Raw genomic sequence first — 26065 nt, 5'->3', positions numbered from 1 at the left:
CATTTAGCCGCGTGCTGGCAGGGTAATGTTGCCGTTAGCGGCTTCTTCCGCAAACATCTCAGCGGTGCGCAACCCCGCGGCGGTCATGATGTCCAGGTTGCCAGCATACTTCGGCAGATAATCACCCAGACCTTCCACTTCCATAAACATGGAGACGCGGTTGCCATCAAATACCGGACCGTTGACCAGGTGATAACCGGGTACATATTTCTGTACCTCTTTCACCATGGCGTGAACGGAGGCGGTAATGGCCGCCTGATCCGGCTCGCCTTCGGTGAGACAGTGCACGGTGTCGCGCATCATCAGCGGTGGCTCAGCGGGGTTGATAATGATGATCGCTTTACCTTTTTTCGCGCCGCCGACCTTTTCCACGGCACCGGCGGTAGTACGGGTAAACTCATCGATATTTTTGCGGGTACCAGGGCCAGCAGACTTAGAGGAGACGGTGGCGATAATTTCACCGTACTCAACCGGCTGCACGCTGGACACAGCGGCGACCATCGGGATCGTTGCCTGGCCACCACAGGTGACCATGTTGACGTTCATCTCCAGATTTTGTGCGTGCGCTCGCAGGTTGACGGGTGGCACACAGAAGGGGCCAATCGCTGCCGGTGTCAGGTCGATCATGATGACGCCCAGTTCGTTCAGCTTGCGGCTGTTCTCGGCATGAACATAGGCCGAGGTAGCATCGAAGGCGACACGGATATCATCTTCGATGACGTGCGGCAGCACCCCATCAACGCCTTCAGCGGTGGTTTTAATACCCATCTCCCGGGCGCGCTTCAGGCCATCGGATTCCGGGTCGATCCCCACCATCCACACCGGTTCGATCCACTCAGACCGTTTCATCTTCATCAGCAAGTCGGTACCGATATTACCCGGCCCGATAATCACTGCTTTTAATTTCTTACTCATAAAATTTCACCCTAAGCTTCTGAATAAGGAAGCCAAATATTGCTAGTGGTTATACAAAACGGACAGAAGCCGAACCGATACCACCGATACTAACGCTCATATAATCCCCGGCTTGCACTGGCTCCAGCGGCACCAGTGAACCAGATAAAATCACTTCTCCAGCTTTAAGCGGGATGCCAAACTCACCCAGCTTATTCGCCAGCCAGACGACACAGTTCACCGGACTGCCCAGCGCCGCAGCACCGGCACCGGTTGAGATCACCGAACCATTTTTCTCCACCACCATACCGCAGGTGGACAGATCCACTTTGCGGGGATCGACCGCTTTATCGCCCAGGACAAACAGTCCGCAGGAGGCATTATCCGCCACGGTATCCTGAATTTTGATCTGCCAGTTGTCGATGCGGGAATCCACCACCTCAAAGCAGGGGATCACACAGTCGGTTGCCGCCAGAACATCGGCTGCTGTAATACCTGGTCCCAACAGATCTTTCTTCAGGATGAAGGCGATCTCACCCTCCGCTTTCGGCTGAATCAGTTGCTGGGAGATAGGCATCTCCTGGCCCTGACTGAAGGCCATCTTATCCGTCAGATAACCAAAGTCAGGCTGATCGACTTTAAGCATGTTCTGCACCGCTTTTGATGTCAGGCCGATCTTCTTACCAATAATCCGTTCACCCGCATCAAGCCGGCGCTGCAACAACTGCAAGGAGATATGGTAGGAATCTTCGATGGTGATATCCTCGAATCGTGAGGTCAGCGGCTTCACCTGCTGTCGCTGACACAGGGCCTGGTAGAGTTCATCGCCCAGTAGTTTTATCTGTTCTGTATTCATCATCGTCTCAATATCTAGTTGTCAGTGAATCAGCCATTACAGCTTGATGCAGACGTTTTTCAGCTCGGTATAAAACTCCAGACCGTGTACCCCGCCTTCACGGCCGATACCGGACTCTTTCGCGCCACCGAAGGCGGTCCGCAGATCCCGCAAGAACCAGCTGTTAACCCAGCAGATCCCCACTTCCATCGCTTCCGCGACGCGGGACGCCCGGGCAGAGTTTTCCGTCCAGATCGCTGCCGAAAGACCATATTTGGTATCGTTGGCCAGTTCGATCACTTCCTCTTCGGTATCAAACGGACGGATGTGACAGCAGGGCCCAAAGACCTCTTCACGCACAACACGGGCATCATCAGGCAGGCCGGTCCAGATGGTTGGCTCAACCCAGGCTCCGGCATTCAGTGCATCACCCATCTCGGGGACACCTCCACCAGTGACCACAGTCGCACCCTCTTCCACCGCCAGGCGGTAGTAGGACAATACTTTCTCTTTGTGTTCCTGACTCACTAGCGGACCAAAATCCACCTCGGGGTCTTCCGGCACACCCAGTTTGAGTTTTTCGACCCCCTCTTTCAGACGCTGCACAAACTCGTCGAAAATAGGACGTTCAACATAAACCCGTTCAGTACCCAGGCAGACCTGGCCACAGTTAACAAACGCCGAACGCATGGTGCCTTCGATCGCTTTGTCCATATCGCAGTCGGCAAACACGATACCGGGGTTCTTACCGCCGCACTCCAGAGAGATATTACGCAAGCCAACAGAGGCTGCGCGCATAATGATCTCGCCGGTGCGGGTTTCACCGGTAAAGGTGATCGCATTCACACCGGGATGCTCAGTCAGGTAAGCTCCGGCTGAATCCGGGCCAAAACCATGGACGACGTTATAGACACCTTTAGGAACGCCACACTCGTTCATCACTTCACCAAGCAATGTTGCCGTGGCGGGGGTTTCTTCTGAAGGTTTGACTACCACGGTGTTACCGCAGGCCAGCGCCGGGCCCACTTTCCAGGTCATCAGCAGCAGTGGCAGGTTCCAGGGGCTGATCACGGCGATCACCCCTTTGGGGGTACGGTGGCCATAGTTCAGTGCACCGCGGCCATCCGGTGTATCCAGTTTAAAGGCTTCCGTCGGATGGTTCGCCAGGGTTTCAGAGAACGCTTTAAAGTTGGCTGCGCCACGGGGAATATCGATATGAGAGGCGATCTTGTGGGGCTTACCGGTGTCTTTACACTCGGCATCGAGAAACTCATCGAAGCGTTCATTGATTCGGTTGGCGACCTTATCCAGCAGAGCAATTCGCTGCGCCTGAGTCATCTTCCCCCAGGGCCCCTGCATCGCGGCTTTAGCCGCCTTTACGGCTGCATCCACTTCAGGCTGCCCCGCTTCATGAACCAGCCCCAGCAGACTGTTGTCGACCGGGTTGCGGTTTTCAAAGGTTTTACCGCTGGCCGTGGTGACAAATTCACCGTTAATAAAGTTTTTAAATTCGTGCATGTCGGTACTCGCTAACCTCAGGGGAAAATCTGTCTGACGCTCGCAGTCTCAGGGAACAACAGACAATAGAACTATATCCGACGGGGTTATAACCCCCGTCACAATGGCCGCACTGCCAGATTGAAACAACAGTGCAGCCTTATAATTATCAGGTTATCCAGTCAGGGCTCAGGTCAGAACAGTCAGGAAACGCTCGTTGAGCACCCGGTCATGGTAGAAAATCGCCTTGCCAAGATCTTCCGCTTTCCAGGTGACTGGCTCATGATCCGGATAGTGATAATCACCACCACAGAATACCTCTGAACGGTTACCGGATGGGTCAAAGAAGTAGATCGTCTTACCATGGGTCAGGCCGTGGCGGGTTGGACCGATATCCAGAGAAACATCTTCCATTGAGATAAGGTCGGCGGCGCGCAGCACATCTTCCCAGGTATCCAGGAAGAACGAGGCATGGTGCAACTTACCCGGCTCAGGACACTCGATAAAGGCAACATCATGGGCTTTCATACTGGCGGTCAGGAATCCGGCGATGCGGGTACCTTCGGGATCCAGCACCTGCTCTGCCAGCTCAAAGCCCAGCACTTTCTGGAACAGATCAAGAGTACCGGCGATGTTTGGCCCATACAGCAGACAGTGGTCAAAACGGGTCGCCTTCATGCCCGTCAGGCCACGGGGCCATGCTTCGGGGTTTACTTTAGACAGGCCCCATTTACCGGTCTGTTCCTTCTCGGCAAACAGTTCAAACATATGGCCAGTAGGTGAATCAAAACGGATACGACGACCACAGCCATTGAGTTCACCGGCAGGGATCTCTTCGACGTTGCAGCCATATTCAACCAGTTCGCCATGCAGTTTTTCCAACGTCTGGTTGTCCAGCACTTTGTAACCCACAAAATCCATACCCGGCTCATCGGCTTGCCGCAGGACAACGGAGAATTTGTCCACCTCGGTCCAGCCTTTGAGGTAGGCACGTCCCTGGCTATCGCGTTCAACTTCGATCAGGCCCATCAGGTCCCGGTAGTGTTTCAGAGCTTCTTCAACATCCAAAACCCGGATCTGAATATGACCGGGGCGCATTACACCTTTTCTCATCTCGATTTCCTCTGCACTTTGCTTTTATTGTTCAGCTGAGTGTTCAACTGATTGCTCAACTGCTTTCAGTATTTAGCAGGCCGCCTTCCTGGCGTCCCTGTTTGTATAATATGATTCCCGTGGCTGATAGTGATCCGCTTCAATCTCAAGATCTGTTCGCGGAAAAACCCGACAGGCCAGAACAAAGCCCTGCTGTTGTTCAGCGTCAGAGATATGCGCTTTACTCATCCGTTTGCACTCATACTCCCCTTGAAGAATACGGATCTTACAAACGCCACAACCACCACCACGACATCCCACGTTAATCACATTTGCACACATCCGCTCCATCGCAATCAGCAACACCTGATCTGATGCACATTTAAAGCTTTGATCCCGGTTAACAACCCTGATCAAATGGGTGTTCTGATCCGGCATACGAATCTCCTCTGGCGCTTGTTATAGTTATTACGCCTTAATAGATGAGCAACCACTGTGCCAGCATCGAAGCTGAACAGAAAAACATGGTACAACCCTCTGTTTTAAAAAGAGTTATTAATCAGGATAGATTATGAGATAAAAAAAAGCCCTGCTGAGTCGCAAGGCCTGTTGATCATATGGTTAATAATTTCAGTATTGAGTTAATTATTTAATCAGCTCCACCCATAAGACTCCATCGATAACGCGCGGTATAGCACCGGGCTGTCTAATACGGAGAGCTGATCGGACTCACGACTGGCGCCCATCGCTATCAACAGCGGCAGATAGTGCTCAGCACTCGGGTGAGCCTGGGCAAAATCATCTGATTCCAGGTGGGGCTGACTCAGGGCTGAAATATTGCGCTCAATGACCTGCGCTCTGGCCCAGGACTGAAACCGCACCACATAGTCCAGTGGTGAACCCTGCTCATCACCCATATGATAGAGATTATGAGTCAGACTTCCGGAAGCGATGATCGCAACCCCCTCACTACGAAGACTCTTTAATGCCCCGCCCAACGCTACCAGAGACTCTGGTGTCGAACCCGCATCAATCGACAACTGCAGTACCGGAATTTTATGCTCCGGCAGCATATGCAGCAACGGAACCCAGGTGCCATGATCTAAGCCACGTTGTTGATTCAGTGAAACCGCTACTCCCTGGTCCTGCAAGACGGTCTGAATATGACCCGCAAGACCGGGGTCTCCGGCAACCGGATATTGCAGTTGATACAGCGCCTCGTCAAAGCCACCAAAATCATGGATGGTTTCCGGTTGAGGAGATGCAGTCAGCTGCATCCCTCGGGTAATCCAGTGGGGTGATATCACCAGTAGCGCCTTCACCTGAGTAAAGTAAACACTGTACTCCTGCAACCGGGCCGCCGCGGCACCTGGCGACAGCGCCCAGCGGGGTGAACCGTGACCGATAAACATAACCGGTGCAGATACTTCCGACATAACAATCTCCTAATTCAGATAATCAAACCAGTCTAACTCTGGCCCCTGAGGTACTATTCCCATCGGATTCAATTCCTTGATGGAGTAATAACCGGCTTTTATATGATCGATATTAGTATTCTGACTAAACGCCGGAATCTTTAACAACCGCGCCATATACGCAGAAATATTTGCATAGTCAGAGATTCGCGCCTTATTGGTTTTGAATAATCCATAATAGGCCACATCAAAACGAGCCAGAGTAACAAACAAACGGATATCACTCTCGGTAAGCTGATCAGCAACCGCATACACACTGTGTCCAAAATGCTTTTCCAACCAGGCTAAGGTTGTAAACACATCGTTGTAAGCTTCTTCGTACGCCTCCTGAGAGGAGGCAAAGCCGGCACGATAGACCCCGTTATTTAAGGTATCGTAGATCCGCTCATTAAAGCGATCTATCTCATGCAGCAGTAATTCAGGTGCCAGATCAATCTCAGCGTTATGTACAGGCCGCAGATCATGGTTAAAAATCCTGATGATGTCCGCAGACTCATTATTGATTATCGTGTGACCTTCTGTGTCCCATAAAACAGGTACTGTTGCACGTCCGGTATAGTCAGGATCGGCCTCGGTGTACAGCTGATAAATATAGCTTATCGATTCCTGCTTTGCCGGTGTACTCCCGGGATATCCGTGAAACTGCCAGCCGCTATCACTTAGTTGCGGATCAACAATGCTGACAGGTATATACTTTTCCAGCCCCAGCAAAGACCGGGCGATCAGTGTGCGGGTTGCCCAGGGGCAGATATATGCCACATAGAGTTTCACCCCCAGCGTTTCAACAGCGCCATACTTTACCGCGGCAATACGATCTGCAGCGATCGTTTTTCTAAAGGCACTGCTTTGACGGAGAAAGCGCCCCTGCTCATCTTTTTTCTGTACCGGATCCCATTTACTTTGCCACACGCCATTAACTAACATAATTCCACTCCTTGAGCTCGGCCAACAGGAACGCCGACAGCCGACCGCCAGCGTCCCCATACAATTCAGGCTGCGGCGGACTTTGCCACCTGAGACTTAAGGGCATAGCGTCCATCGCCCAGCAAAAACTGCACAACAGATGCCGCGATCAGAAACACCGGATACTCCCAGCCTCCACCTTTATTACCAAAGCCCCAGCCATTGGCTCCATGAACCAGGATGACGGCGCCCAGCAGCACAGGGATCAGGGCTGCCGCTACGTAGCGAGCATAAACGCCTAAAATCAGTGCAGTACCGCCAGCGATTTCCAACGCCATAGTGACAGGCCCGAAGAAGCCTGGCAGTCCAAGTGAACTAAAAAAGCCTGCCGTGCCTTCCGGTGTAAACACCAGCAGTTTTAACAAGCCATGTGCCAGATACATGCTACCCAGAGCGAGGCGCAGCAGCGTTGCCGCATAAGCAGGAGAAGTATTCATTGAGTTATCCTCATCAATTGATTCGTAGTTGATGGATACATTTTGACTCAATCAATAAAACAAACAATAATCCATTTAATATACATATTGTTTAATATAATTTAACAATTAGTTAATACTTCCGATAAGGCTTTCCGAGAATGGATAAACTGAACCTGATGTCTACCTTTGTGACCGTTACAGAGGCTGGCAGCTTTACCGCCGCAGCAAACCGTTTAGGCAAAACCAAAGCCCTCGTCAGCACGCATATATCACAGCTGGAAGCGCTACTGAAAGTCAGACTGATTATTCGCTCGACACGCAGCATGCAGGTCACCAGCGAAGGTTACAGTTACTATGAACAGGCCAAAAAAATACTGGATGATATTGTCAATCTCGAAGCTCAGCTCCTTAACGAAAGCCAAAGTCTGGTTGGACGATTACGTATCTCGGCACCAACGACCTTTGGCGAGCTGGTGTTAATGCCGTTTATCGCAGAACTGACATCCGCCAACCCTGACCTGAAAATCGAACTGCAACTGAATGATCGCTTTGTAGACCTGATCAGCGAAGGCTTTGATGTTGCCCTGAGAATTGGCAAGCTGGCGGACTCATCGCTGATTGCAAAGCCTGCAGGTTTCACCCGGATGATCCTTTGCGCATCGCCTGAGTTTATAGCGCACTATGGTCGGCCTGACACAATAGAACAACTGGCAGACCTGCCCTGTGTATTTGATAGCAACTATCGACAAGCGGGAAGCTGGGGCTTTTTGCAAGACAAACAGAAAGTTGAAATAAAACCGAGGATTATTGCCCGGGTGAACAGCGCTCTGGCGGCGGCGAATATGGCTTTCACCGGCAGAGTGATCGCTTTTTGCCCGGAGTTTGCCATTCATTCCATGCTAGAAAAGGGGGAGCTCGTCAGCCTCCTGCCCCAAGTGTGTAATACCCAGATACCGGTTAATGTAATCTATCCCCACCGTCAACACCTGTCGAGCAGAGTAACAACCTTTACGCAGCAATTTATTGCCTACTGGAACAGGCAAACCGCAGCATAGCGCTGCGGTTTTGTCTGTCTCAAAGCTATCGGTATGTATAGCGGTGAAAGATCAGAACAATCAGATCCGTTTAAATAGCGCCGAGCGGCTCTGCTCTTCAGCACCATCAGCAGCGGTGACAAAGCGTTCCATATGGATATCCCGCTCAAACAACCGTCCCTGCATCAGGGTGGTTATCGCCGCATCGATCATCGGTGGCGGACCGCAGAGATACGCTTTATTGCCATCAAACCGACCATTGAACTGCGCCTGGGCCGCTTCATGGACAAAACCGGTAAAGCCCTGCCAGTCATCCTCCGGCTCCGGCGCATTCAGCGCGGGCACATAGGTGAAGTTGGCAAACTCTCTGTCGAGGTTTTCAAACAGCGACCGGTTATACAACTCAGAGAGATTGCGCGCGCCCTGCAACAGGGTGATCGGGCGGCTGTCGCCCTCTTCCAGCAGATCCAGAATCATCGATTGCGGGCTGGATAGCCCCGAACCACCGGCGATAAAGATCGCGCCCTGCTGATCCGATTTACGCACAAAAAACTGACCATAGGGACCACTCACATCCAGGGTATCCCCCACCTCCAGCTGCTGATGCAGGTAGGTGGTGCCCGCCCCGCCCGGCACCAGACGGACATGCAGTTCCAGTGTGGTGGCATCGGAGGGTTTGTTGGCGATAGAGAACGCCCGGCTACCCTCAACGCCCGGCAGCTTCAGATTAATATACTGACCGGCCTGAAACGCCATCGGCTTGTCCAGCTCAAACAATACCCCTTTAATCGTCGGTGACAGATCTCTGATCTCGGTGACGGTGCCGATAAAATCTTCCACCGGATAACCGGCAAAGTCATCATCCACATCGATATCCGCCTCGATCACCATATCCGATTCCGGGGTACAGCAGCAGGCCAGCACTTTGCCCTCCTCCCGCTCCATATCCATCAGTGCAAAGGGAGAGGCGTTACCCAGATCACCTTCACCTTCCAGCACCTGCACCTTACAGGTGGCGCAGGTGCCGTGCCCACAGGCAAACGGCAACCAGACCCCCTGACGCAGGGCAGCATCCAGAATGGTCTGCCCCTCTTCAACCTCGATCACATCGCCGGTTGGTTCGACTGTTACTTCATAACTCATACTTTCACCCTGCAACAGACCGGTCTCTCACTCAGATGATATGCCAGAGACCGGTCGGTCTCTCTCAGCTAAAGCTCTGTGACATTAAACGCCAGCACCCTGATACCCCGTTAACTCAGGGGTTTTAAAGCGGATCAGCGACTTATGCCCCACCCCCTGCTCTTCAAGAGCGACCTCCAACTGAGGCTTGAACGGTTCACCGTCCAGCAGCCATTCCGCGGTGTCCCAGTTGATCTGGCTAAACTCCGGGTGCTGACCAAAGGCTTCCGGCATAATGTTGTCAATCAGCGCCGCAAAGGGCATGGAAGGTGGCAGCGGGAACGCTTTGGCGGCGCAGAACATGCGGTGCTCATCCCAACCGAGATAAACAATCTGATTACCGTGGAAGTTCTCCACCCTATCCATCCGCTCGCCCTGATAGTCAGGATTTAGTGCATATACAGGCATTTTCATATCCTCTTGTTATTCTTGTACGGGTACAGCCCTGCCACACCCGTTGACAGGTTGATGACCGGTTCAGGCAATACCTTTCCACTGATTCCAGCGCATCTCATCGGGAGAGCCTTTAATATCCATATTGTCGACGCCATTATTCATCTTGTAGTAATCCTTGAGAATATCGCCAACATCGGGACCGCCGCAGTTACCCTGGAAGATCTGATGTACCGGCAGCCAGGCCTGGACATACTTTTCCGGTTCCTCTTTGAAGATGTCGCAGCAACCATCGGAGCAGAAGTGATAACGCTCGCCCTGATACAGGTAATCACGCATCGAGTTTTGGTTGGGGTTATCCATCTCGGTAAACAGCATCGGGATCTGACAGGTCTGACACAGCTGCGGCAAGCCTGTGGTATAAAAGCGTTCGCCCTTAGCCTCCTGCTCCTTAGCTAACTCCCACATAGGCCGGTAGTATTTATCGAAAGTGTCCGGGTATTGCGCCGACAGCCAGTCCAGCTCCTCATCAGAAGGTATCCAGGTGTGGAACCCGGCAGCATGCCCGTGGGTATAGAAGGTCCACCAGGCCTGATGGGAGATATGCTCTTTCTCTTTCTCGATGGTCTCGGCGTATTTCGGCATACGGATGCCGTAACGGGCCAGATCCTTAAATAGCGCGCCACCGGCCTCTTCGAAGTAGACCTCCCAGGCCTCTTTCCAGGACATCACTTTATTCGGCAGCATGTAGTCCATCATCATCGCCACGATGGTCAGCAGACGGGTGCCACGCCAGAACCACTTGTCGATCCACTTCTGCACAATCGGTATATTGTCCTCATGCTGCTCCAACAGGAACTTGATTACTTCCAGACCGAGGGTCATATGACGGGCTTCATCGGACTGGGCGGAGAAACCAAAGGTCACCGTGGCCATATCGCCGTTATAGGCAGCACCGGACATAAAGGGCACAAACAGCAGATTGGTCAGCACGTATTCAAAGGAGAAGCCGATGGCGATCATGAATTCGAATGGGCCAGCACTTCGCGCATCGCAGAAGAATGAGCGGGGTACCGAGAGGTACCACACCCGGTCATGCATATGGCTGAACTCCTGGAAGCCATCGAAGAACTTGTTGTAGTGGCTCATCGCATGGATCTGCGTCTGTACATGACGCAGCTCATCCAGCGACTGCATCTGACAGGCCACCCGGGCACCGACACCGCCGAACTGACGACCTACATGGGCAAACCCCTGATACGCCTGATATTCCAGTGGCGAAACCCCCGTCAGAAAGATCTTCACCGCATTCACATAGCGGGGGTCGACCACGTTCAGATGACCATTGTTCTGCGAGAAGGCATCGAAGATGGCATAGAGTTTTTTCTCCTTCTCTGCCTGGTATTTCCAGTAGGAATCCATGGTCAGACGGAACGGGTCTTCCCACTTATTCCAGTCGGTGATTTTAATCCCCTCAAATTCCTCGTAGGGAAATGCCTGTTGCCGGTCTTCATAGGAGAACTCCCAGTCCAGGTCACGGGTGAGCAGGCGATACTTATCTTTGATATTGAGTTTTTTAGCAGCCATGATGTTACCCCTTACTGTTTCCACTCGAGAACGAACTGGTCGTCATCTTCATCTACGTTACCGCCGAGGGTGATCAGGTTGACGTGCAGCTCCTGCACATCCCAGTCCCGGCCCATCTTCTCTTCCACGACCGCCCGCTCGATCACCAGACGGTGTTCGCGCTCGATGCGGATCATGGCGGGCTGATGGATAACCGTGGCATCCGGGTTACTCTCTTCGATTGCTTCAACGATATAGCGGGACTCATCATTGTCCTGCAGTGCGATATAGACTTTTGACATGGTTAGAAACCTTATTGTTTTTATTCGTGGTGTTATTACAGTCCGGCTTTTGCCAGACGTTTACCCCAGGCATCTTCGGCGATCGCCAGCGCTTCCGGACCGATCATCTCAGCCGCCAGCGGCGCCAGCGCCTCAAGGGCTTTCCCCTTCCAGTGCTCAAGCCACTGACTCAGCTGCTGCTGATTGGTATCGGATTCCGCAGCCGCGATCTTCATCACCGCATCCACCCAGCGATTGGTGTCTTTATTCCAGTTCTGAATAAACTCGGTGAGCATACTGATATCCTGACCGCCATTATCTGCCAGCCACTGATCGAACTTCAGATAAACCAGTTCATAGATCAGGCCATCCAGCACCACGTCCTGAGCAACAAAAGACTCAAACCAGTCCTCAACACAGATATTGGCCTCGCAGTAAGCACGTACGCCCTGCCACACCGCATCGTCCATCCAGTAGCGTTTCGCCTCGGCCAGGGCATCACCGGAGTTGCCATCGAGAATCAGACCGATACGGGACAGATACTGAGCGTTGCCCAGACGATCCATACCGTTAAACAGCAGGGCCTGGGTGATAGCGGTGCCATAGCCCAGCGAACTGCCATACATATTATTCAGGTTGGCGGCCTGCTCGACATGACGCAGCGGCAGCAGCAGACGAATCACTTTCTGTTGAATCTCATCCGGAATCAGTCGGGCCAGATCGCGCTTTTCGAAGAAGCTGTAGTTACTCTCAGCCACCTCCTGCTGTTTGGCGCGCATCTGCACATAGGTGCCGTAATAAAACTGACGGGGGTCTTTGAAGGCGTACCAGTCCTGCATCACGATAGCGGTACGGCCTTTATCGTTGAGTTCAAACTCAGGTTGCCACAGCGGCTTGTAGTGAAAGTTAATCTCGGAAGCCACATCATAGGTGGCTTCCTGGTAACGGGTCGCCGGTTTATCACCAAAACGGCGTTCAATGTGCGCAAAAGTGTTGCGCACCGGTTCCAGCATGGCTGTTTTTATTTCTATAGTCATCTGCGTTATCCCATCTTGGGTTCATTGTTTTTATTGAATAAGTGCAGTGTTGCCGCAAGGCTCAGCTATGGTTGTTCGCCATCAGCGTGTCCTCTCCGTAGCGCCATTTTTCCATCTCGGCATCGACATTTTCCTGCTGTTCCCGGGTCATAAAGACCACATCGTTGGCGGCACAGAAATGTTTAAAGGCACCTTGAGGCATAATCAGTTCGACAAACAGAGAGGGGTCTCCAATAGCAAAATCAAACTCGACAAAACGAGCATTTTTATCACTACGCACCCGGATATACTTAGTCATCTGGTCTAAGCCGGACCGGTTCCCAGAAGCATGAGGGCTGTGTAGTTTCAGATCTGCCATATGATCACCTGTAAAATTAAGTTTTGATCACAGGGGTTACAGCAATGGCTGTGCCAGAGATAGAAAAAATCTGTAAAACGGCCAAACAGAACAAATAAGATATTGATTTTAAATAATAAAAAAAACAATACATCAGCCTGACTATGGCCAACAGCTACCCCGCAGTGGAACGGATAACAGGTGATGAAATAGTGAAAAGTTAATGAAAAAATTAAAAAAGCCCCTCTGAGTATGAGCTGTACACTCCCGAGGGATATTTAAAAATAGGTGTTGTTTTTTAGACAAAATAAGCGTCACAATAAAAAACAAGCAGGCCTCCGACGCCGATACTCATTAAAAAAAAAAATAACAAAAGCAGTGCCATATGACAGAACTACAACCTAAGCTTCCTGACGCTCAGGATCTCTTAGAACAGATCCGTTTCGACAATGAGGAGGGCAAAATCTGGCTGGATGAGCAGCGGATGTTGCTGATCCATTCCGCAGTAATGGGGTTGCTGCGAAACGAGTTGATCCAGACCCTGGGAGTCGAGAGAGCGAAAGGCTTTCTGATGCGCTTCGGATATCATACCGGCTGGCGGGATGCCGAACTGGCTAAAAAAGTTCGTCCTGATATGACCGCTGAAGAGGTTTTCATGGTGGGACCTCAGCTTCATGCCATCAAAGGCATGGTCAAAGTTATCCCGCGCTCTCTGGAGTTCGACGAAGATAGCCAGCATTTCTATGGTGCTTTTGACTGGTACAACTCCCATGAAGTGGAAACCCACCTGGCAAGCTCTGGCAATTCAGACGTTCCGGTATGCTGGACACTGCTCGGTTACGCCAGTGGTTTCTCAACCTATTACATGAACCGGCAGATCATCTTCAGGGAAACTCAGTGCGCTGCGACTGGAGCCGATCACTGTCATATTGAGGGGCGTCCGGCCGAAGACTGGGATGATGCCGAAGAGACAGAAAAATACCTGCTTCCCGACCCGATTATTGAACAGTTGCTGGCGCTACAGGATGAGGTCAGTGTTCTGAAAGATCAGTTTCGCAGTAACGATGCAGAAGAGGACCTCTTATTTAACAGTGTCGGCCACTCAGCAGCCTTTAAAAATGTCTGCCACCTGATTCGTAAAGCCTCAAAAAGTAAAGTGAGTGTGCTGCTGCAGGGAGAAACCGGCGTCGGCAAAGAGGTCGTAGCCCGGGGCCTTCACACAACCAGTGACCGGGCAAACCAACCCTTTGTTGCGGTTAACTGTGCCTGCATCCCGCCGGACCTGATTGAAGCTGAGTTATTCGGGGTAGAAAAAGGCGCTTACACCGGCGCAATCCAATCCCGCGAAGGTAAATTTGAACGGGCTCACCGCGGCACTATTTTTCTCGATGAGGTGATCGAGCTGACCCCAAGGGCGCAAGCCTCACTGTTGAGAGTTCTGCAGGAATCAGAGTTTGAACGGGTCGGTGATAACCGCACCCGGCGCATCGATGTCAGGGTGGTAGCTGCGACCAATGAGGATCTTGAAACAGCGGTCCAGGAGGGTCGTTTTCGCGCAGATCTGTTTTACCGCTTAAATGTTTATCCGGTGCATATCCCTCCGCTGCGCGACCGTACTGAAGATATTCCGCTGTTAACAGAGCACTTTTTGAAAAAATACTGCACCCTGTACAATAAAAAAACCTCCGGTATTTCAGATAAGGCGATGCAGGCACTGATTCAGTACAAGTGGCCCGGTAATATCCGCGAGCTGGAAAACATGATCGAGCGGGGCGTTATTCTGACTGAAAATAATCAGTCCATCAGTATGTCCAGCTTCTTTCCCTCACTGTCTGAGCCCTCTCATCCCCTGAATATTATTGGTGGCCGGGGACAACTCTGCGAAGAGGCACCCAAATCCAGCTTAACGACGACAGAACCGGTAGAGAGTTTGCTGGTTGACAACTTCAGCCTCGAACAGCTGGAGCAGAAGCTGATTGAGGAGGCGATGTCCCGGTGCAACAACAATGTTTCAAAAGCGGCACGTAAACTGGGACTCACGCGTCCGGCGCTGGCCTATCGCCTGAAAAAACTCGGCGATGGATAACCGCTTAAAGCTGCTTTAGAATGGCCCCCTTATCTCCATTCTGAGTCGGCCATGAACCTGATACTGCTGTTTGAAAGTGACTATAGTACAACCAACAGGGCGGTCATCAGTGACCGGCGCTTTCACCATATCAGACTGTTTCACCAACCCGCCCTGGGTCAGCAGCTCAGAGTAGGTTTGCTAAACGGCGCGACCGGCAGCGGCACGGTGATCGGTCTGACGGATCAGAGTATTACTCTGGAGGTAGAGCTGGTACACCAACCCCCTGCCGCTCTGCCGCTGACCCTGCTTCTGGCTCTGCCTCGACCCAAGATGCTGAAACGCACCCTGCAAACCATTACCAGTATGGGTGTCAAACAACTCTATCTGATCAACTCCTACAAAGTGGATAAAAGCTACTGGTCAACGCCGGCTTTACAGCAGGATAATCTCAGAGAGCAGTTACTGCTGGGCCTGGAACAAGCAGGCGACACAGTGCTGCCTGAAGTACACCTGCGAAAGCGTTTTAAGCCCTTTGTAGAGGATGAACTTCCCGAGATCGCCCGTCAGACCCGGGCGTTGGTCGCACACCCCTATCACGCCGTTCCCTGCCCCGGGGCCAGCGACGAAGCGACAACACTGGCGATCGGTCCCGAGGGCGGCTTTATTCCCTATGAAGTGGAAAAGCTTCAGGCCTGCGGATTTGAAGCGATCCATATCGGTCAGCGAATTCTGCGGGTTGAAAACGCAGTGCCGGTATTACTGGCCAGACTGTTCCCCATCTGAGTCACGCTTCGCTGTACCTGTCTGCAACCGCCATTGTGACCGTCGGATAACCCAGATATAAAAAAATTTAATTGAGAATCATCCTCATTTGAGTTGACATCAGCCCCAAGTTAAATAAGAATAGTTCGCATTATCACTGCAATATAAAGGGCTGACGCTTAACCCTTTTAATCATTCAGGCACAACTCAGGTGTTTCAACTATGCGAAAAACGTTCAAGCAGCCGTTCAAAAAACTCGCCTTTCTCGCTCTGCCACTGACAATGGCGGTCAGCTCTGTAGCCACCGCTGATGAAGTTAATATCTATTCATATCGTCAACCGTTTCTGATTCAACCGATGCTGGAAGCTTTCACTGCAGACACCGGTATCAAAACCAATGTTGTGTTTGCCAAAAAAGGGCTGATTGAACGCTTAGAGCATGAAGGTAAGAACTCCCCCGCGGACATTGTCCTGACATCGGATATCGGGCCACTCTACGATGTGGTCGAAAAGGGACTGACCCAACCGGTGCAGAGTGACGTCCTGACAAATAATATTCCAGCCCATTATCGTGACCCGCAAAACCGCTGGTTCGGACTTACCAGCCGTACCCGTCTGATCTACGCTTCAAAAGAGCGGGTCGCAGAGGGCGAGATTAAAACTTACGAAGAACTGGCGGATCCCAAATGGAAGGGACGTATCTGCACCCGTAGTGGCAAGCACACCTACAACCTGTCACTGATCGGTTCGATGATCGCCTATCACGGTGAAGCGGAAGCAGAAAAATGGCTCGAAGGTGTCAAAGCCAACCTGGCCCGAAAGCCTCAGGGGAATGACCGTGCGCAGGTCAAAGCGGTTAAAGAGGGAGTGTGTGATATCGCCCTGGGCAACTCATACTACTTCGGCAAAATGCTCACCAATGAAAAACAACCGGAACAGAAAGAGTGGGCCAATGCGGTCAACCTGGTCTTTCCCAATCAGGATGATCGTGGCGCACATATGAGCATCTCCGGTGCTGCTCTCACCCAGTATGCGCCCCACAAAGAGAGTGCCATCAAATTGCTGGAGTTCCTGAGCGAAGCCCAGGCACAATCGATGTACGCCGAAGCTAACTTTGAGTTTCCGGTGCGCCCCGCAACTCCCCGTTCAGCGCTGCTGAACCAATATATGGGAGAGTTCAAACAGGACAATATCAACCTGCAGAAGGTCGCTGAGTTAAGAGTGCAGGCATCACGGATGGTTGATAAAGTTGGCTTCGATAACTGATCAACCTTCTGTAACAGTGATCGACAATGATTCACACAAACGGTAGTCTCGTGCTACCGTTTTTTCGTTAACAGCAGAGAGTTGCGCGGGCAAAACCCGCTCCCCATATGGCCAGAGTGAGCGATTCAAAACAGAGTATTTCTGAAAACAACCGTTACCTGTTTGGCTGGTATAGCTGTACCTGGGGTACAGCACTGATGGTAGCCCTGCCGGTGCTGTCGGTTTTCTATCTGGCGCTGTTCCCCAGAGAAAATATCTGGACCCATCTGGCAGAAACGGTGCTACCCGTGTACATCACCACAACCCTGATACTGATGCTGGGGGTTGGCGCGCTGTCAATCGCTATCGGCGTCTGCGGTGCCTGGCTGGTGACCATGTGTCGTTTTCCCGGTCGTCGAATGTTTGAGTGGGCACTGCTGCTGCCCTTTGCGGTCCCGGCCTACGTGATCGCCTATGTGTATACCGATCTGCTGGAATACTCCGGGGCATTGCAGATTTTTCTGCGGGAGCTGTTCGGCTGGCAATCCGCCCGTGATTACTGGTTTCCCGATATCCGCACCCTCGGCGGCGCCATTCTGATGCTGGCTCTGGTACTCTACCCCTATATCTATCTGCTGGCACGGGCTGCCTTTCTGGAGCAGTCCACCACTATTCACGATGCCAGCCGCACGCTGGGCTGTACCGCGTGGCAGAGTTTCTACCGGGTATCCCTGCCGATCGCCCGTCCGGCCATCGCCGTAGGCCTCTCGCTGGTATCGATGGAAACCATTAACGATTTTGGTACGGTGGATTACTTTGCCGTCAAAAGTATGAGTGCCGGTATCTACGATACCTGGCTGAATATGAGCAATCTGGGTGGTGCAGCACAGATCGCCAGTCTGATGATGATATTTGTGGTCATCCTGATCTCACTGGAGCGACTGGCCCGGGCGAAGCAGCGACAGTTTCACAGCGCAGACCGCTTCAAAACGCTGACCGGATATCCTCTGAAAGGATGGCGCGCCTGGGGGGCCACGCTGTTATGTGCGCTGCCAGTGATTGCCGGGTTTATTATTCCGGTATGGGTATTGGCGGGTTACGCCCTGAATAACCTTGATCAGCTCTGGAGCAGCGATTTTCAGCTCCATGCCAGCCACAGCTTTATACTCTCAGGCTGTGCGGCACTACTGACCATTCTTGTGGCACTGCTACTGGCCTATTCAAAACGGCTACACAAAAACAGCAGCCTCAGTCTGGCTGCCCGGTTTGCCAGCCTGGGCTACGCGATGCCCGGAGCCGTGCTAGCGATCGGGGTCATCATCCCCCTCGCTGCTTTCGATAACTTCGTTGATAGCCTGATGGAGCAACTGCTGGGTATCTCCACCGGACTTCTGCTCAGCGGAACCGCCTTCGCAGTGATCTTTGCCTATGTGGTTCGCTTTCTGGCCGTCTCGGTGGGTTCAGTCGAGTCCAGCCTGAATAAGATAACCGAAAACATGGACATGGCTTCCCGTTCGCTGGGTCACTCGCCACTGCAAACCCTGGTAAAAGTTCATCTGCCGCTGATTAAGGGAGGGGTGCTGACAGCCGCACTGGTGGTGTTTGTCGATTGCATGAAGGAACTGCCCGCCACGCTTATCCTGCGACCCTTTAACTACGACACCCTGGCAACCTATGTCTATCAGTATGCTTCAGACGAGATGCTGGAAGCCTGTTCACTGGCCGCCCTGCTGATCGTTCTGGTTGGCATTATCCCGGTCATACTGCTAAGCCGGACCATCTCAGCGACCCGCGATAGCAACTGAAAACCATTAAAGCGCGAAGGCAATCGGCCGATGGGCCGCCACATGCAGTGACACCCTGGCTCCCACTTCCAGCATCAGGGGTTCATAGATCTCAGACTCAATCCGGCGACCGGAAGGCAGGCTTAACTGATACACCACAGAACTGCCGAGAAACTCTTTCTGTTCGATAGTGGCCATCACGGCACCGGGCTCAATACTGGGACGGATATCCCCCGGGCGGATAAAGAGCGACAGCGGTTTCCCAACTTCAGCACCAAAGGGCTCGGCAAACTCAATGGTACCCAGCTCGGTTCTGACCGTGGTCGCATCCAGGCATTCACCCGAAAACAACTCCCCTTTACCCACAAAACCAGCCACCAACGGGTTAACCGGGCGATAATACAGCTCTGTAGGCGTCCCCCATTGCTGCAGTTGTCCCTGCGCCAGAATTCCCAACTGATCACTGATGGCAAACGCCTCCTCCTGATCATGGGTCACCATAATCGCCGCTATTCCCTGAGCCTTGAGAATGGAACGCACCTCCAGCGCCAGCTGGCGGCGCAGATCGGTATCAAGATTGGAGAAAGGCTCATCCAGCAACAGCAGTTTTGGCTTCGGTGCCAGCGCCCGGGCCAGCGCCACCCGCTGCTGCTGACCACCGGAAAGTTCGTGGGGATAGCGGGCGGAGAGATCAGGCAACTCAACCAGTTGCAATAAAGCGGCGACCGCTTCACGTTTTTCATCGCGACTACGGCCCTTTAAACCAAAGGCGATATTGTCAAATACGCTGAGGTGGGGGAACAGTGCGTAGTCCTGAAAAACCACACCGATGCCACGCTGTTCCGGCGGCAGGGTAAAACCCGCTGCAGATATCGGTGTACCGTTCTGCACAATACTTCCGGATAGCAGAGGATTAAAACCGGCGATGGCCCGCAACACCGTTGTTTTACCACAACCACTGGGGCCCAGCAGGCAGGCAATCTCCCCCGCCTGCAACTGAAAACTCAGTTGTTGGGTAATCACTGTGTTGTCATAGCCGCAGCTGATCGATCTGAGTTCCAGCAGGGGGGTCATAAGTTGGGAACACTCTCACCTAAATGAAAATGATTCTCGCTTATAACGACGCTGATTTCAACCATATAACCCCGCACAAGAGAACTGCCTCGCTGCGAGGGCGCGCCTCCCATAAAAGCATCCATCTATGACGCTAGCATATCTGCTGGGAATTAAGGGCTTCTGGCGAGGGATACAGCGGAGTTTAATACAGCGGGGTTTCCACACCCAGCATTGTCAGCACACCAAATACCATTAACCACAGGATCGCTGATCGGCGGATCAACCGATTCAGGCTGATAATCTCTTCAGCCGCATGGTGTCGAAACTCTTCATCGCCACAATCGCCCGCAAACCGGTATTGCTGATAGCTCTCCTCTCCCACCGCGGCCAGAGCGATTCTGAACAGCCAGTCACTGACATTATGATCTTTGGCTTCCGGGTTATTAAGCTGGGTATAGGCACTCAGGCCGTTGCCGACAATGAAAAAGGTAAAGCCTAATAAGCGGGCGGGGATCCGGATAACCAGTTCAGCGATGCCCGGCAGTCGTTTGGTATGTTTATGCTGGATTAACCAGCCCGCCCACAGAGCCAGAAACAAACCCGGGATACCCAGCAAGATAAACCAGAACAACAGGGCAAAAAAGCCAACAAGCGACAGGTAGAAATACTGCTGACAAATCGCATAGTGGGCTGACTGACAATCCGTGACATCATCCGTGCGATTAAGCCCAAGCAGCTCCGCCAACTGCAACCAGGATGCCTGAAAATTGCCTTTACACCAGTCCCGATAGTACTTCCCGGTAATATCACTGGGCGACCAGTTCTCCAGATAAAGGTAGAGCGCCGCCAGCTCAATGGCCAGCACAAAGATGCCAAACTCCCAGCGGAAAAACTGCAATAGCAGGGCCTCCAGAGCCACCATATACAGGGTCAGCATAATCCAGTGAAGAGAACTCTGAGGAATGGCGGCACGGGCCAGCCTGATAACCTTAGGTGACCGTCGTGTATAGCGTCCCAAAACAATCACCAGCATCACTGCCAGAAACTTCATCCGTGTATCTCCTGTGTCAAAAGGCGATAAAAATAGTTCCGGTTAAATGCCGGACCGGGGTCTGTTTTACGCTGCGGCGCAATATCAGAGTGGCCGGTGATATGTTCAGTCCCCATCTCAGGATAGTAGCTGATCAATGCCGCAGTCACTCTGGCCAGTTGCCGATACTGCGCATCGGTGTAGGGGATATGATCTGCTCCTTCCAGTTCAATACCGATGGAAAAGTCATTACAGTTATCACAACCATCGTAGTTCGACTGCCCGGCATGCCAGGCGCGCTGATCAAAACCAACAAACTGAACCATCCGTCCATTGCGTTCAATCAGCAGGTGCGCTGACACCTGCAAAGCGCTGATCGTTTCAAAATAGGGGTCAGCACTGCTATCCAGGCGATTGAGAAAAAAATCCCGGATATAACCCCCACCAAATTTCATCGGCGGCAAACTGATATTGTGTATTACCAGCAACCGGGGTTGCATGCTATCTGGTCGCTGATTAAAGTTGGGCGATGGGCAGCGCTCTGCACCACTAAGCCAGCCCTCCTTGATTGTGTAAATCTCGTTAAACTGCGTCATTTTTCCCCTGCCAGCGACTACTTTACCCAGCGGCTTTCCGTTAAAATAGCGACCTTGGTGTGGCTCATATAAGTGCCCTTTGATAGTACCACGCCTTCTATTTCAGACAAGCTATCAGAACAGACAGACCCTTTGATAGCAGAACAACCGCAATCTGATCACCAACACGGAGCCCTTATGGCCACTAACCGACTGCTCAGCGATATCCCACCTACCGTAACCACCGCGCTGGCGGAAGATCTGGGTGACGGAGATATCACCGCCCAACTGATACCGGCAGAGCAGCAGGCCAGCGCACGGGTAATCAGCCGTGAAGACGCGGTTATCTGCGGTGTCGGGTGGGTCAATGAGGTATTTCGCCAGGTCGATGACCGTGTCAGGGTGAACTGGCTGGTCAACGATGGGGATAGGGTGACTCCTAATCAGCCCCTGTTTGAACTGCAGGGGCCGGCTCGCTCACTGCTCACCGGAGAGCGTTGCGCACTGAACTTTCTGCAAACCCTCTCCGGTACCGCGACGATCAGTGCCTACTATGCCTCATTGGTTGAAGGCACCGGCGTGAAGTTGCTGGATACCCGCAAAACCATTCCCGGCCTGCGTAACGCGCAAAAATATGCGGTGACCTGTGGAGGATGTTTCAACCACCGAATCGGTCTCTATGATGCATTTCTGATCAAGGAAAATCATATTATGGCCTGCGGTTCAGTCGCCAGCGCGGTCGCCACCGCCAAGCGCAACGAACCGGGCAAACCGGTAGAAGTTGAGGTCGAGTCTTTTGCAGAACTACAAGAGGCACTGGATGCTCAGGCCGATATCGTTATGCTGGATAACTTTGACCATGCCGGCCTGCGCCTGGCAGTACAGAAGAACAAGGAACACCCCACACCGGCTAAACTGGAAGCCTCAGGTGGCATCGATGCCAACACCCTGCGCAGCATCGCCGAAACCGGCGTTGACTATATTTCGATCGGCTTGCTAACCAAAGATTGCAAAGCGGTGGACCTGTCGATGCGGTTTATCTGAGGCAAAACGCAAAGCAAAAGAAAAATTCACCACTGAGGACACAGAGGACACGAAGAAGAGCTATTCATAGAAGCTCTATCCTCTCAGTTTCTTTGTGCTCTTCGTGACCTTATTATGCCCCCTGGGTACTGTGGTAAGTCTGCTTTTAATTGGACTGCAGAATATATTCCCAATTAAAGTGCGATGCGCCATAAAAAATCCGCCTGTCTGTGCGGATTTTTTTATGTTCAGAGCGGCCTATTAATTCCAATATAGAAAGAATAACAATAAAACTCTCATACTCACTTTGAGTAACAACCCTGCAAACTATCTGTTGATTTGCTCAAAAAAGCCTGAATTTGAATAATTACCCGGCTTTTAATGACGGAGCTTTCCATTACAGAGCTTTGAATTACAGAGCTTTGAATTACGGTGCTTTTAATTATGGTGCTTTGCGCCGACAATCCGCTGCGCCAATCAGTTCCCACTCATCACTTTTCTGAATCTGCAGGATATCGTACACCTCAACTACGGTTTTATTAACGTTATGCTTCCAGAGAATCTGACAGATCTCTTTGGCACTGTCATTGCGTTTTTCCCCTCCTTCACGGGGCAGCATACCGATCGCCAGAATACCACCATCTGACCACCATACCGGGGTCGCAGGGTATTTATCCGGCTGAGCGGCCAGATCCGCTTCAACCACTGCCCGTTTTTCAATAGGCAGCGGCTCTTCGTAGAGATAGTAGGTGACTGCCGCGGTTATAGCGATCAGGATAAGGAGGATGGTTTTTTTGTTCATTGGGTACCGGGGCTTTCTTATAATTTGAACCTAAGTAAATCATAACCTTATAGCTAAATATAGTAGCTGAAAGGCTAATTTCAGGCATAAAAAAAGCGCAAAATAATTTGCGCTTTTTTCACAAACCTATTCAGGTTATTAGTCACACAAACCTGCAGCAATACAAGTACCACCGCTTGAAGACCAAGTAAGACCGCTATTCACTTCTGTTGGTACGAGAATAAAGGTTTTATTATCAACTTCTGCACTACCGGTTGCTGTTATTGTACCATCTACAGCAGTAACAGTAGAAACATAAGTACCAACGTTTGCCATACCTACAGCAGTACTAACTGAACCGTTGCCCGCGGTATCACAATCAGCTAAAGCATTTCCTGTTTGATAACACACTTCAACTGCAGACTTAACACCTGTAACTGATTGTACCACTTCAGAAAAACGAGCTTTCTTGGTATAAGTGTTATACGCAGGCAGCGCGATTGCCGCCAGAATACCGATAATCGCGACCACGATCATCAATTCTATCAGGGTAAAACCCTGCTGTTTTTTAATAGTGTTTTTCATTCGTAATCTCTCCAGCGAGTAAAGTATTCATCATCATCCTTGCTCCGAACGACTCTTTCCCTTGCCATAGGGCCCATCCTCCATGCTCCATACGAGCCTGATACAGATAGTAACCTATTTTTTATGGCAGTCCAGTGACCTGAAGCAAGCGTCTGTTGATTCTCAAACCGACCGATAGATGTTACTTTACAAATAGATAATAATACAAGGCAGTTTAGGTTAAAGGTAAGATCTTATTCTTTATAACTTTTCATGAGTGGTGATGGTAGACAGTAATGGATGCCTTAGAGGTAAAGCCGTCGGTATTAAGAACTGACAAACAATAAGAGATAAAGGATAACAGCTTTAGCTATACAAATTCAGGCCGCCAACTTAAGCTATTGTTTCTGTCGCCGATATCAACAGATAAAAATGGATTCTCTGAATAATGAGCGTACAACCCTTTCAGCCGCTGAGTGGTCTGGCACGACGACTGGTTAATGACGGTGTGTTTTCATCCGATGTTGCCATGGACGCCCTGAAAACCGCCCGCAAGGACAATAAGCCCTTTATCGCCCATATTATCGAAAACCGCCTGGTGAGTGCCTATCGGGCTGCTGCGGCCGCTGCCGATGAGTTCGGCATGCCCCTGTTTGACCTCGATGTCATCGATATTGAAGCGCTGCCCCAGGGCCTGGTGGATGAAAAGCTAATCACCAAACACCATGCCCTGCCTCTGATCAAGCGTGAGAACCGCCTCTATGTGGCAATCTCAGACCCTACCAATATTCAGGCGCTGGATGAGTTTAAGTTCCATACCGGCACCACCACCGAGGGGGTGATCGTTGAAGAGGATAAGCTCGCCCATCTGATCGACACCTTCCTCGATGAACAGAACTCCGCCCTCGATGGCCTGGAAGATGCCGATCTCGATAACCTGGAGATCGATGAGGGGCTTAATGAGCAGCAGGAAGACAATGGTGAAGAAGCCGCCAACGATGCTCCGATTGTACGCTTCGTCAACAAAATACTGCTGGATGCGATAAAAACCGGTGCTTCGGATATCCACTTCGAGCCCTATGAGAAATCCTACCGCATCCGCTGCCGTATCGACGGCATTCTGCAGGAGGTCGCCAAGCCCCCAGCCAATCTGGCTTCCCGTCTCTGCGCCCGACTGAAAGTGATGTCGCAGATGGATATCTCCGAGCGACGAGTCCCCCAGGATGGCCGTATCAAGATGAAGATCTCCAAAAACCGCGCCATCGACTTCCGGGTTAACACCCTGCCCACCCTCTGGGGCGAAAAAGTGGTGCTGCGTATTCTCGACCCCACCAGTGCGCAGATGGGGATCGAAGCGCTGGGTTACGATGAAGACCAGAAAGAGCTGTTTATGCAAACCCTGCATAAACCACAAGGGATGATTCTGGTGACCGGCCCCACCGGTAGCGGTAAAACCGTCTCCCTCTATACCGGCCTGAATATTCTCAACACCGTTGAACGCAATATATCCACCGCGGAGGACCCGGTAGAGATCAACCTGGAGGGGATCAACCAGGTCCATGTGAATAATAAAGTGGGACTGACCTTCGCAGAAGCACTGCGATCTTTCCTGCGACAAGATCCGGATGTAGTAATGGTAGGTGAGATCCGAGATCTGGAAACCGCTGAGATCGCTATCAAAGCCGCCCAGACCGGCCATATGGTATTGTCAACTCTGCACACCAACAGTGCCGCCGAAACACTCACACGACTACGCAATATGGGGGTTCCGGCCTTTAATATTGCTACCTCTGTGTCTATGATTATTGCCCAGCGACTGGGACGACGTCTGTGCAGCGCGTGTAAAAAGCCCGCCACCATTCCTGAAGCAACATTACTGGAAGAGGGCTTTACTCCGGAACAGATAAAAGCGGGTCTCAGTCTGTTTGAGCATAATCCGGAAGGGTGCAGTAAGTGCAATAAGGGCTATAAAGGCCGGGTGGGGGTCTATGAAACCATGGCGATGACCCCGGAGATTGCCCAGGTGATTATGGACAACGGTTCATCTCTGGATATTCTGGCAACCGCAAAACAGCAGGGGTTCCGCTCTCTCAGACAGTCAGGCCTGCGCAAAGTAATTCAGGGCGTCACCAGCCTGGAAGAGATGAACCGGGTTATAAAACTGTAAACCGC

General features: G+C 51.7%; 26 protein-coding genes. 7 read left to right on the top strand and 19 right to left on the bottom strand.

Features of this window, described 5'->3' with window-relative positions; genetic code table 11:
• Positions 1-3 precede the first annotated feature (3 nt).
• From OCU43_RS05440 to OCU43_RS05405, 8 genes are all read right to left on the bottom strand, one after another.
• Positions 4-915, bottom strand: a complete 912-nt coding sequence (locus tag OCU43_RS05440) for an acetaldehyde dehydrogenase (acetylating) (RefSeq protein ID WP_091360845.1) — start codon at positions 913-915, stop codon at positions 4-6.
• 49 nt (positions 916-964) lie between these two features.
• A complete protein-coding gene (dmpE, locus tag OCU43_RS05435; RefSeq protein WP_091360869.1) occupies positions 965-1750 on the bottom strand; it encodes a 2-oxopent-4-enoate hydratase in 786 nt (261 codons plus the stop codon).
• 36 nt (positions 1751-1786) lie between these two features.
• Positions 1787-3247, bottom strand: coding sequence for a 2-hydroxymuconic semialdehyde dehydrogenase (locus tag OCU43_RS05430; protein WP_091360847.1), 1461 nt, complete (start codon positions 3245-3247; stop codon positions 1787-1789).
• A 168-nt stretch (positions 3248-3415) separates the two neighbouring features.
• Complete coding sequence (locus OCU43_RS05425) at positions 3416-4339, bottom strand: catechol 2,3-dioxygenase (protein ID WP_091360849.1); 924 nt, start codon at positions 4337-4339, stop codon at positions 3416-3418.
• A 72-nt stretch (positions 4340-4411) separates the two neighbouring features.
• A complete protein-coding gene (locus OCU43_RS05420) occupies positions 4412-4756 on the bottom strand; it encodes a 2Fe-2S iron-sulfur cluster-binding protein (RefSeq protein WP_091360850.1) in 345 nt (114 codons plus the stop codon).
• A 215-nt stretch (positions 4757-4971) separates the two neighbouring features.
• Positions 4972-5754 carry a DODA-type extradiol aromatic ring-opening family dioxygenase gene (locus OCU43_RS05415; RefSeq protein WP_091360852.1) on the bottom strand — a complete coding sequence of 261 codons (783 nt, stop codon included), beginning with the start codon at positions 5752-5754 and terminating at the stop codon, positions 4972-4974.
• 9 nt (positions 5755-5763) lie between these two features.
• The gene (locus tag OCU43_RS05410; RefSeq protein WP_091360854.1) at positions 5764-6717 is read right to left on the bottom strand and encodes a glutathione S-transferase family protein; all 954 of its coding nucleotides are present in this window, start codon (positions 6715-6717) and stop codon (positions 5764-5766) included.
• A 65-nt stretch (positions 6718-6782) separates the two neighbouring features.
• On the bottom strand, positions 6783-7193 hold the full coding sequence (locus OCU43_RS05405) for a DoxX family protein (protein ID WP_091360855.1): 411 nt from the start codon (positions 7191-7193) through the stop codon (positions 6783-6785).
• Positions 7194-7333: 140 nt separating this feature from the next.
• On the opposite strand from OCU43_RS05405, the gene OCU43_RS05400 reads away from it, so the two are divergent.
• The gene (locus OCU43_RS05400) at positions 7334-8230 is read left to right on the top strand and encodes a LysR family transcriptional regulator (RefSeq protein ID WP_091360857.1); all 897 of its coding nucleotides are present in this window, start codon (positions 7334-7336) and stop codon (positions 8228-8230) included.
• A 60-nt stretch (positions 8231-8290) separates the two neighbouring features.
• Here the strand turns inward: OCU43_RS05400 and OCU43_RS05395 are convergent, their stop codons facing one another.
• The 6 genes from OCU43_RS05395 to OCU43_RS05370 form a co-directional block, all read right to left on the bottom strand.
• Positions 8291-9352: an NADH:ubiquinone reductase (Na(+)-transporting) subunit F gene (locus OCU43_RS05395; protein WP_261832989.1), complete on the bottom strand. Its 1062-nt coding sequence runs from the start codon at positions 9350-9352 to the stop codon at positions 8291-8293.
• An 84-nt stretch (positions 9353-9436) separates the two neighbouring features.
• The gene (locus OCU43_RS05390; RefSeq protein ID WP_261832988.1) at positions 9437-9799 is read right to left on the bottom strand and encodes a phenol hydroxylase subunit P4; all 363 of its coding nucleotides are present in this window, start codon (positions 9797-9799) and stop codon (positions 9437-9439) included.
• Positions 9800-9868: 69 nt separating this feature from the next.
• On the bottom strand, positions 9869-11371 hold the full coding sequence (locus OCU43_RS05385) for an aromatic/alkene/methane monooxygenase hydroxylase/oxygenase subunit alpha (RefSeq protein ID WP_261832987.1): 1503 nt from the start codon (positions 11369-11371) through the stop codon (positions 9869-9871).
• An 11-nt stretch (positions 11372-11382) separates the two neighbouring features.
• Positions 11383-11652 (bottom strand): MmoB/DmpM family protein, encoded by a 270-nt coding sequence (locus OCU43_RS05380; protein ID WP_261832986.1) that lies wholly within the window; start codon positions 11650-11652, stop codon positions 11383-11385.
• 35 nt (positions 11653-11687) lie between these two features.
• Positions 11688-12668: an aromatic/alkene monooxygenase hydroxylase subunit beta gene (locus OCU43_RS05375; RefSeq protein ID WP_261832985.1), complete on the bottom strand. Its 981-nt coding sequence runs from the start codon at positions 12666-12668 to the stop codon at positions 11688-11690.
• Positions 12669-12729: 61 nt separating this feature from the next.
• Positions 12730-12966 (bottom strand): phenol hydroxylase subunit, encoded by a 237-nt coding sequence (locus OCU43_RS05370; protein ID WP_261832984.1) that lies wholly within the window; start codon positions 12964-12966, stop codon positions 12730-12732.
• A 424-nt stretch (positions 12967-13390) separates the two neighbouring features.
• On the opposite strand from OCU43_RS05370, the gene OCU43_RS05365 reads away from it, so the two are divergent.
• The 4 genes from OCU43_RS05365 to OCU43_RS05350 all read left to right on the top strand — a co-directional run bounded on the left by OCU43_RS05365 (position 13391) and on the right by OCU43_RS05350 (position 18885).
• A complete protein-coding gene (locus OCU43_RS05365; protein ID WP_091362111.1) occupies positions 13391-15091 on the top strand; it encodes a sigma-54-dependent Fis family transcriptional regulator in 1701 nt (566 codons plus the stop codon).
• Between the two features lie 51 nt (positions 15092-15142).
• Entirely contained in the window at positions 15143-15856 is a 714-nt protein-coding gene (locus tag OCU43_RS05360) for a 16S rRNA (uracil(1498)-N(3))-methyltransferase (protein WP_091362110.1), read from the top strand.
• A gap of 261 nt (positions 15857-16117) precedes the next feature.
• On the top strand, positions 16118-17101 hold the full coding sequence (locus tag OCU43_RS05355) for a Fe(3+) ABC transporter substrate-binding protein (RefSeq protein ID WP_512699932.1): 984 nt from the start codon (positions 16118-16120) through the stop codon (positions 17099-17101).
• Between the two features lie 107 nt (positions 17102-17208).
• Positions 17209-18885, top strand: coding sequence for an ABC transporter permease (locus OCU43_RS05350; RefSeq protein ID WP_091362108.1), 1677 nt, complete (start codon positions 17209-17211; stop codon positions 18883-18885).
• A gap of 6 nt (positions 18886-18891) precedes the next feature.
• Here OCU43_RS05350 and OCU43_RS05345 read toward each other — a convergent pair whose 3' ends face one another.
• From OCU43_RS05345 to ampD, 3 genes are all read right to left on the bottom strand, one after another.
• Positions 18892-19938, bottom strand: a complete 1047-nt coding sequence (locus OCU43_RS05345; protein ID WP_091362107.1) for an ABC transporter ATP-binding protein — start codon at positions 19936-19938, stop codon at positions 18892-18894.
• Between the two features lie 184 nt (positions 19939-20122).
• On the bottom strand, positions 20123-20971 hold the full coding sequence (locus OCU43_RS05340; protein ID WP_091362106.1) for a hypothetical protein: 849 nt from the start codon (positions 20969-20971) through the stop codon (positions 20123-20125).
• A complete protein-coding gene (gene ampD, locus OCU43_RS05335) occupies positions 20968-21546 on the bottom strand; it encodes a 1,6-anhydro-N-acetylmuramyl-L-alanine amidase AmpD (protein ID WP_091362105.1) in 579 nt (192 codons plus the stop codon). Before ampD ends, OCU43_RS05340 begins: the two co-directional genes overlap by 4 nt.
• A 177-nt stretch (positions 21547-21723) precedes the next feature.
• Here ampD and nadC point away from each other — a divergent pair, with 177 nt between their 5' ends.
• Complete coding sequence (nadC, locus tag OCU43_RS05330; RefSeq protein ID WP_091362104.1) at positions 21724-22569, top strand: carboxylating nicotinate-nucleotide diphosphorylase; 846 nt, start codon at positions 21724-21726, stop codon at positions 22567-22569.
• 421 nt (positions 22570-22990) lie between these two features.
• Here the strand turns inward: nadC and OCU43_RS05325 are convergent, their stop codons facing one another.
• Positions 22991-23350 carry a hypothetical protein gene (locus tag OCU43_RS05325; protein ID WP_091362103.1) on the bottom strand — a complete coding sequence of 120 codons (360 nt, stop codon included), beginning with the start codon at positions 23348-23350 and terminating at the stop codon, positions 22991-22993.
• A 138-nt stretch (positions 23351-23488) separates the two neighbouring features.
• On the bottom strand, positions 23489-23914 hold the full coding sequence (locus OCU43_RS05320; protein ID WP_091362102.1) for a pilin: 426 nt from the start codon (positions 23912-23914) through the stop codon (positions 23489-23491).
• A 427-nt stretch (positions 23915-24341) separates the two neighbouring features.
• Between OCU43_RS05320 and pilB the strand changes: the two genes are divergently transcribed.
• A complete protein-coding gene (gene pilB, locus OCU43_RS05315) occupies positions 24342-26060 on the top strand; it encodes a type IV-A pilus assembly ATPase PilB (protein WP_091362101.1) in 1719 nt (572 codons plus the stop codon).
• Positions 26061-26065: the final 5 nt, after the last annotated feature.

It is taken from the genome of Amphritea atlantica (assembly GCF_024347255.1).
GTDB lineage: Bacteria > Pseudomonadota > Gammaproteobacteria > Pseudomonadales > Balneatricaceae > Amphritea > Amphritea atlantica.
This window is presented reverse-complemented; position numbering and strand designations above follow the sequence as displayed.

Excerpts from the sequence above, each read along its gene's own strand:
- OCU43_RS05440 (WP_091360845.1), bottom strand. The coding sequence starts at position 915 with ATGAGTAAGAAATTAAAAGCAGTGATTATCGGGCCGGGTAATATCGGT.
- dmpE (WP_091360869.1), bottom strand. The coding sequence starts at position 1,750 with ATGAATACAGAACAGATAAAACTACTGGGCGATGAACTCTACCAGGCC.
- OCU43_RS05430 (WP_091360847.1), bottom strand. The coding sequence starts at position 3,247 with ATGCACGAATTTAAAAACTTTATTAACGGTGAATTTGTCACCACGGCC.
- OCU43_RS05425 (WP_091360849.1), bottom strand. The coding sequence starts at position 4,339 with ATGAGAAAAGGTGTAATGCGCCCCGGTCATATTCAGATCCGGGTTTTG.
- OCU43_RS05420 (WP_091360850.1), bottom strand. The coding sequence starts at position 4,756 with ATGCCGGATCAGAACACCCATTTGATCAGGGTTGTTAACCGGGATCAA.
- OCU43_RS05415 (WP_091360852.1), bottom strand. The coding sequence starts at position 5,754 with ATGTCGGAAGTATCTGCACCGGTTATGTTTATCGGTCACGGTTCACCC.
- OCU43_RS05410 (WP_091360854.1), bottom strand. The coding sequence starts at position 6,717 with ATGTTAGTTAATGGCGTGTGGCAAAGTAAATGGGATCCGGTACAGAAA.
- OCU43_RS05405 (WP_091360855.1), bottom strand. The coding sequence starts at position 7,193 with ATGAATACTTCTCCTGCTTATGCGGCAACGCTGCTGCGCCTCGCTCTG.
- OCU43_RS05400 (WP_091360857.1), top strand. The coding sequence starts at position 7,334 with ATGGATAAACTGAACCTGATGTCTACCTTTGTGACCGTTACAGAGGCT.
- OCU43_RS05395 (WP_261832989.1), bottom strand. The coding sequence starts at position 9,352 with ATGAGTTATGAAGTAACAGTCGAACCAACCGGCGATGTGATCGAGGTT.
- OCU43_RS05390 (WP_261832988.1), bottom strand. The coding sequence starts at position 9,799 with ATGCCTGTATATGCACTAAATCCTGACTATCAGGGCGAGCGGATGGAT.
- OCU43_RS05385 (WP_261832987.1), bottom strand. The coding sequence starts at position 11,371 with ATGGCTGCTAAAAAACTCAATATCAAAGATAAGTATCGCCTGCTCACC.
- OCU43_RS05380 (WP_261832986.1), bottom strand. The coding sequence starts at position 11,652 with ATGTCAAAAGTCTATATCGCACTGCAGGACAATGATGAGTCCCGCTAT.
- OCU43_RS05375 (WP_261832985.1), bottom strand. The coding sequence starts at position 12,668 with ATGACTATAGAAATAAAAACAGCCATGCTGGAACCGGTGCGCAACACT.
- OCU43_RS05370 (WP_261832984.1), bottom strand. The coding sequence starts at position 12,966 with ATGACTAAGTATATCCGGGTGCGTAGTGATAAAAATGCTCGTTTTGTC.
- OCU43_RS05365 (WP_091362111.1), top strand. The coding sequence starts at position 13,391 with ATGACAGAACTACAACCTAAGCTTCCTGACGCTCAGGATCTCTTAGAA.
- OCU43_RS05360 (WP_091362110.1), top strand. The coding sequence starts at position 15,143 with ATGAACCTGATACTGCTGTTTGAAAGTGACTATAGTACAACCAACAGG.
- OCU43_RS05355 (WP_512699932.1), top strand. The coding sequence starts at position 16,118 with ATGGCGGTCAGCTCTGTAGCCACCGCTGATGAAGTTAATATCTATTCA.
- OCU43_RS05350 (WP_091362108.1), top strand. The coding sequence starts at position 17,209 with ATGGCCAGAGTGAGCGATTCAAAACAGAGTATTTCTGAAAACAACCGT.
- OCU43_RS05345 (WP_091362107.1), bottom strand. The coding sequence starts at position 19,938 with ATGACCCCCCTGCTGGAACTCAGATCGATCAGCTGCGGCTATGACAAC.
- OCU43_RS05340 (WP_091362106.1), bottom strand. The coding sequence starts at position 20,971 with ATGAAGTTTCTGGCAGTGATGCTGGTGATTGTTTTGGGACGCTATACA.
- ampD (WP_091362105.1), bottom strand. The coding sequence starts at position 21,546 with ATGACGCAGTTTAACGAGATTTACACAATCAAGGAGGGCTGGCTTAGT.
- nadC (WP_091362104.1), top strand. The coding sequence starts at position 21,724 with ATGGCCACTAACCGACTGCTCAGCGATATCCCACCTACCGTAACCACC.
- OCU43_RS05325 (WP_091362103.1), bottom strand. The coding sequence starts at position 23,350 with ATGAACAAAAAAACCATCCTCCTTATCCTGATCGCTATAACCGCGGCA.
- OCU43_RS05320 (WP_091362102.1), bottom strand. The coding sequence starts at position 23,914 with ATGAAAAACACTATTAAAAAACAGCAGGGTTTTACCCTGATAGAATTG.
- pilB (WP_091362101.1), top strand. The coding sequence starts at position 24,342 with ATGAGCGTACAACCCTTTCAGCCGCTGAGTGGTCTGGCACGACGACTG.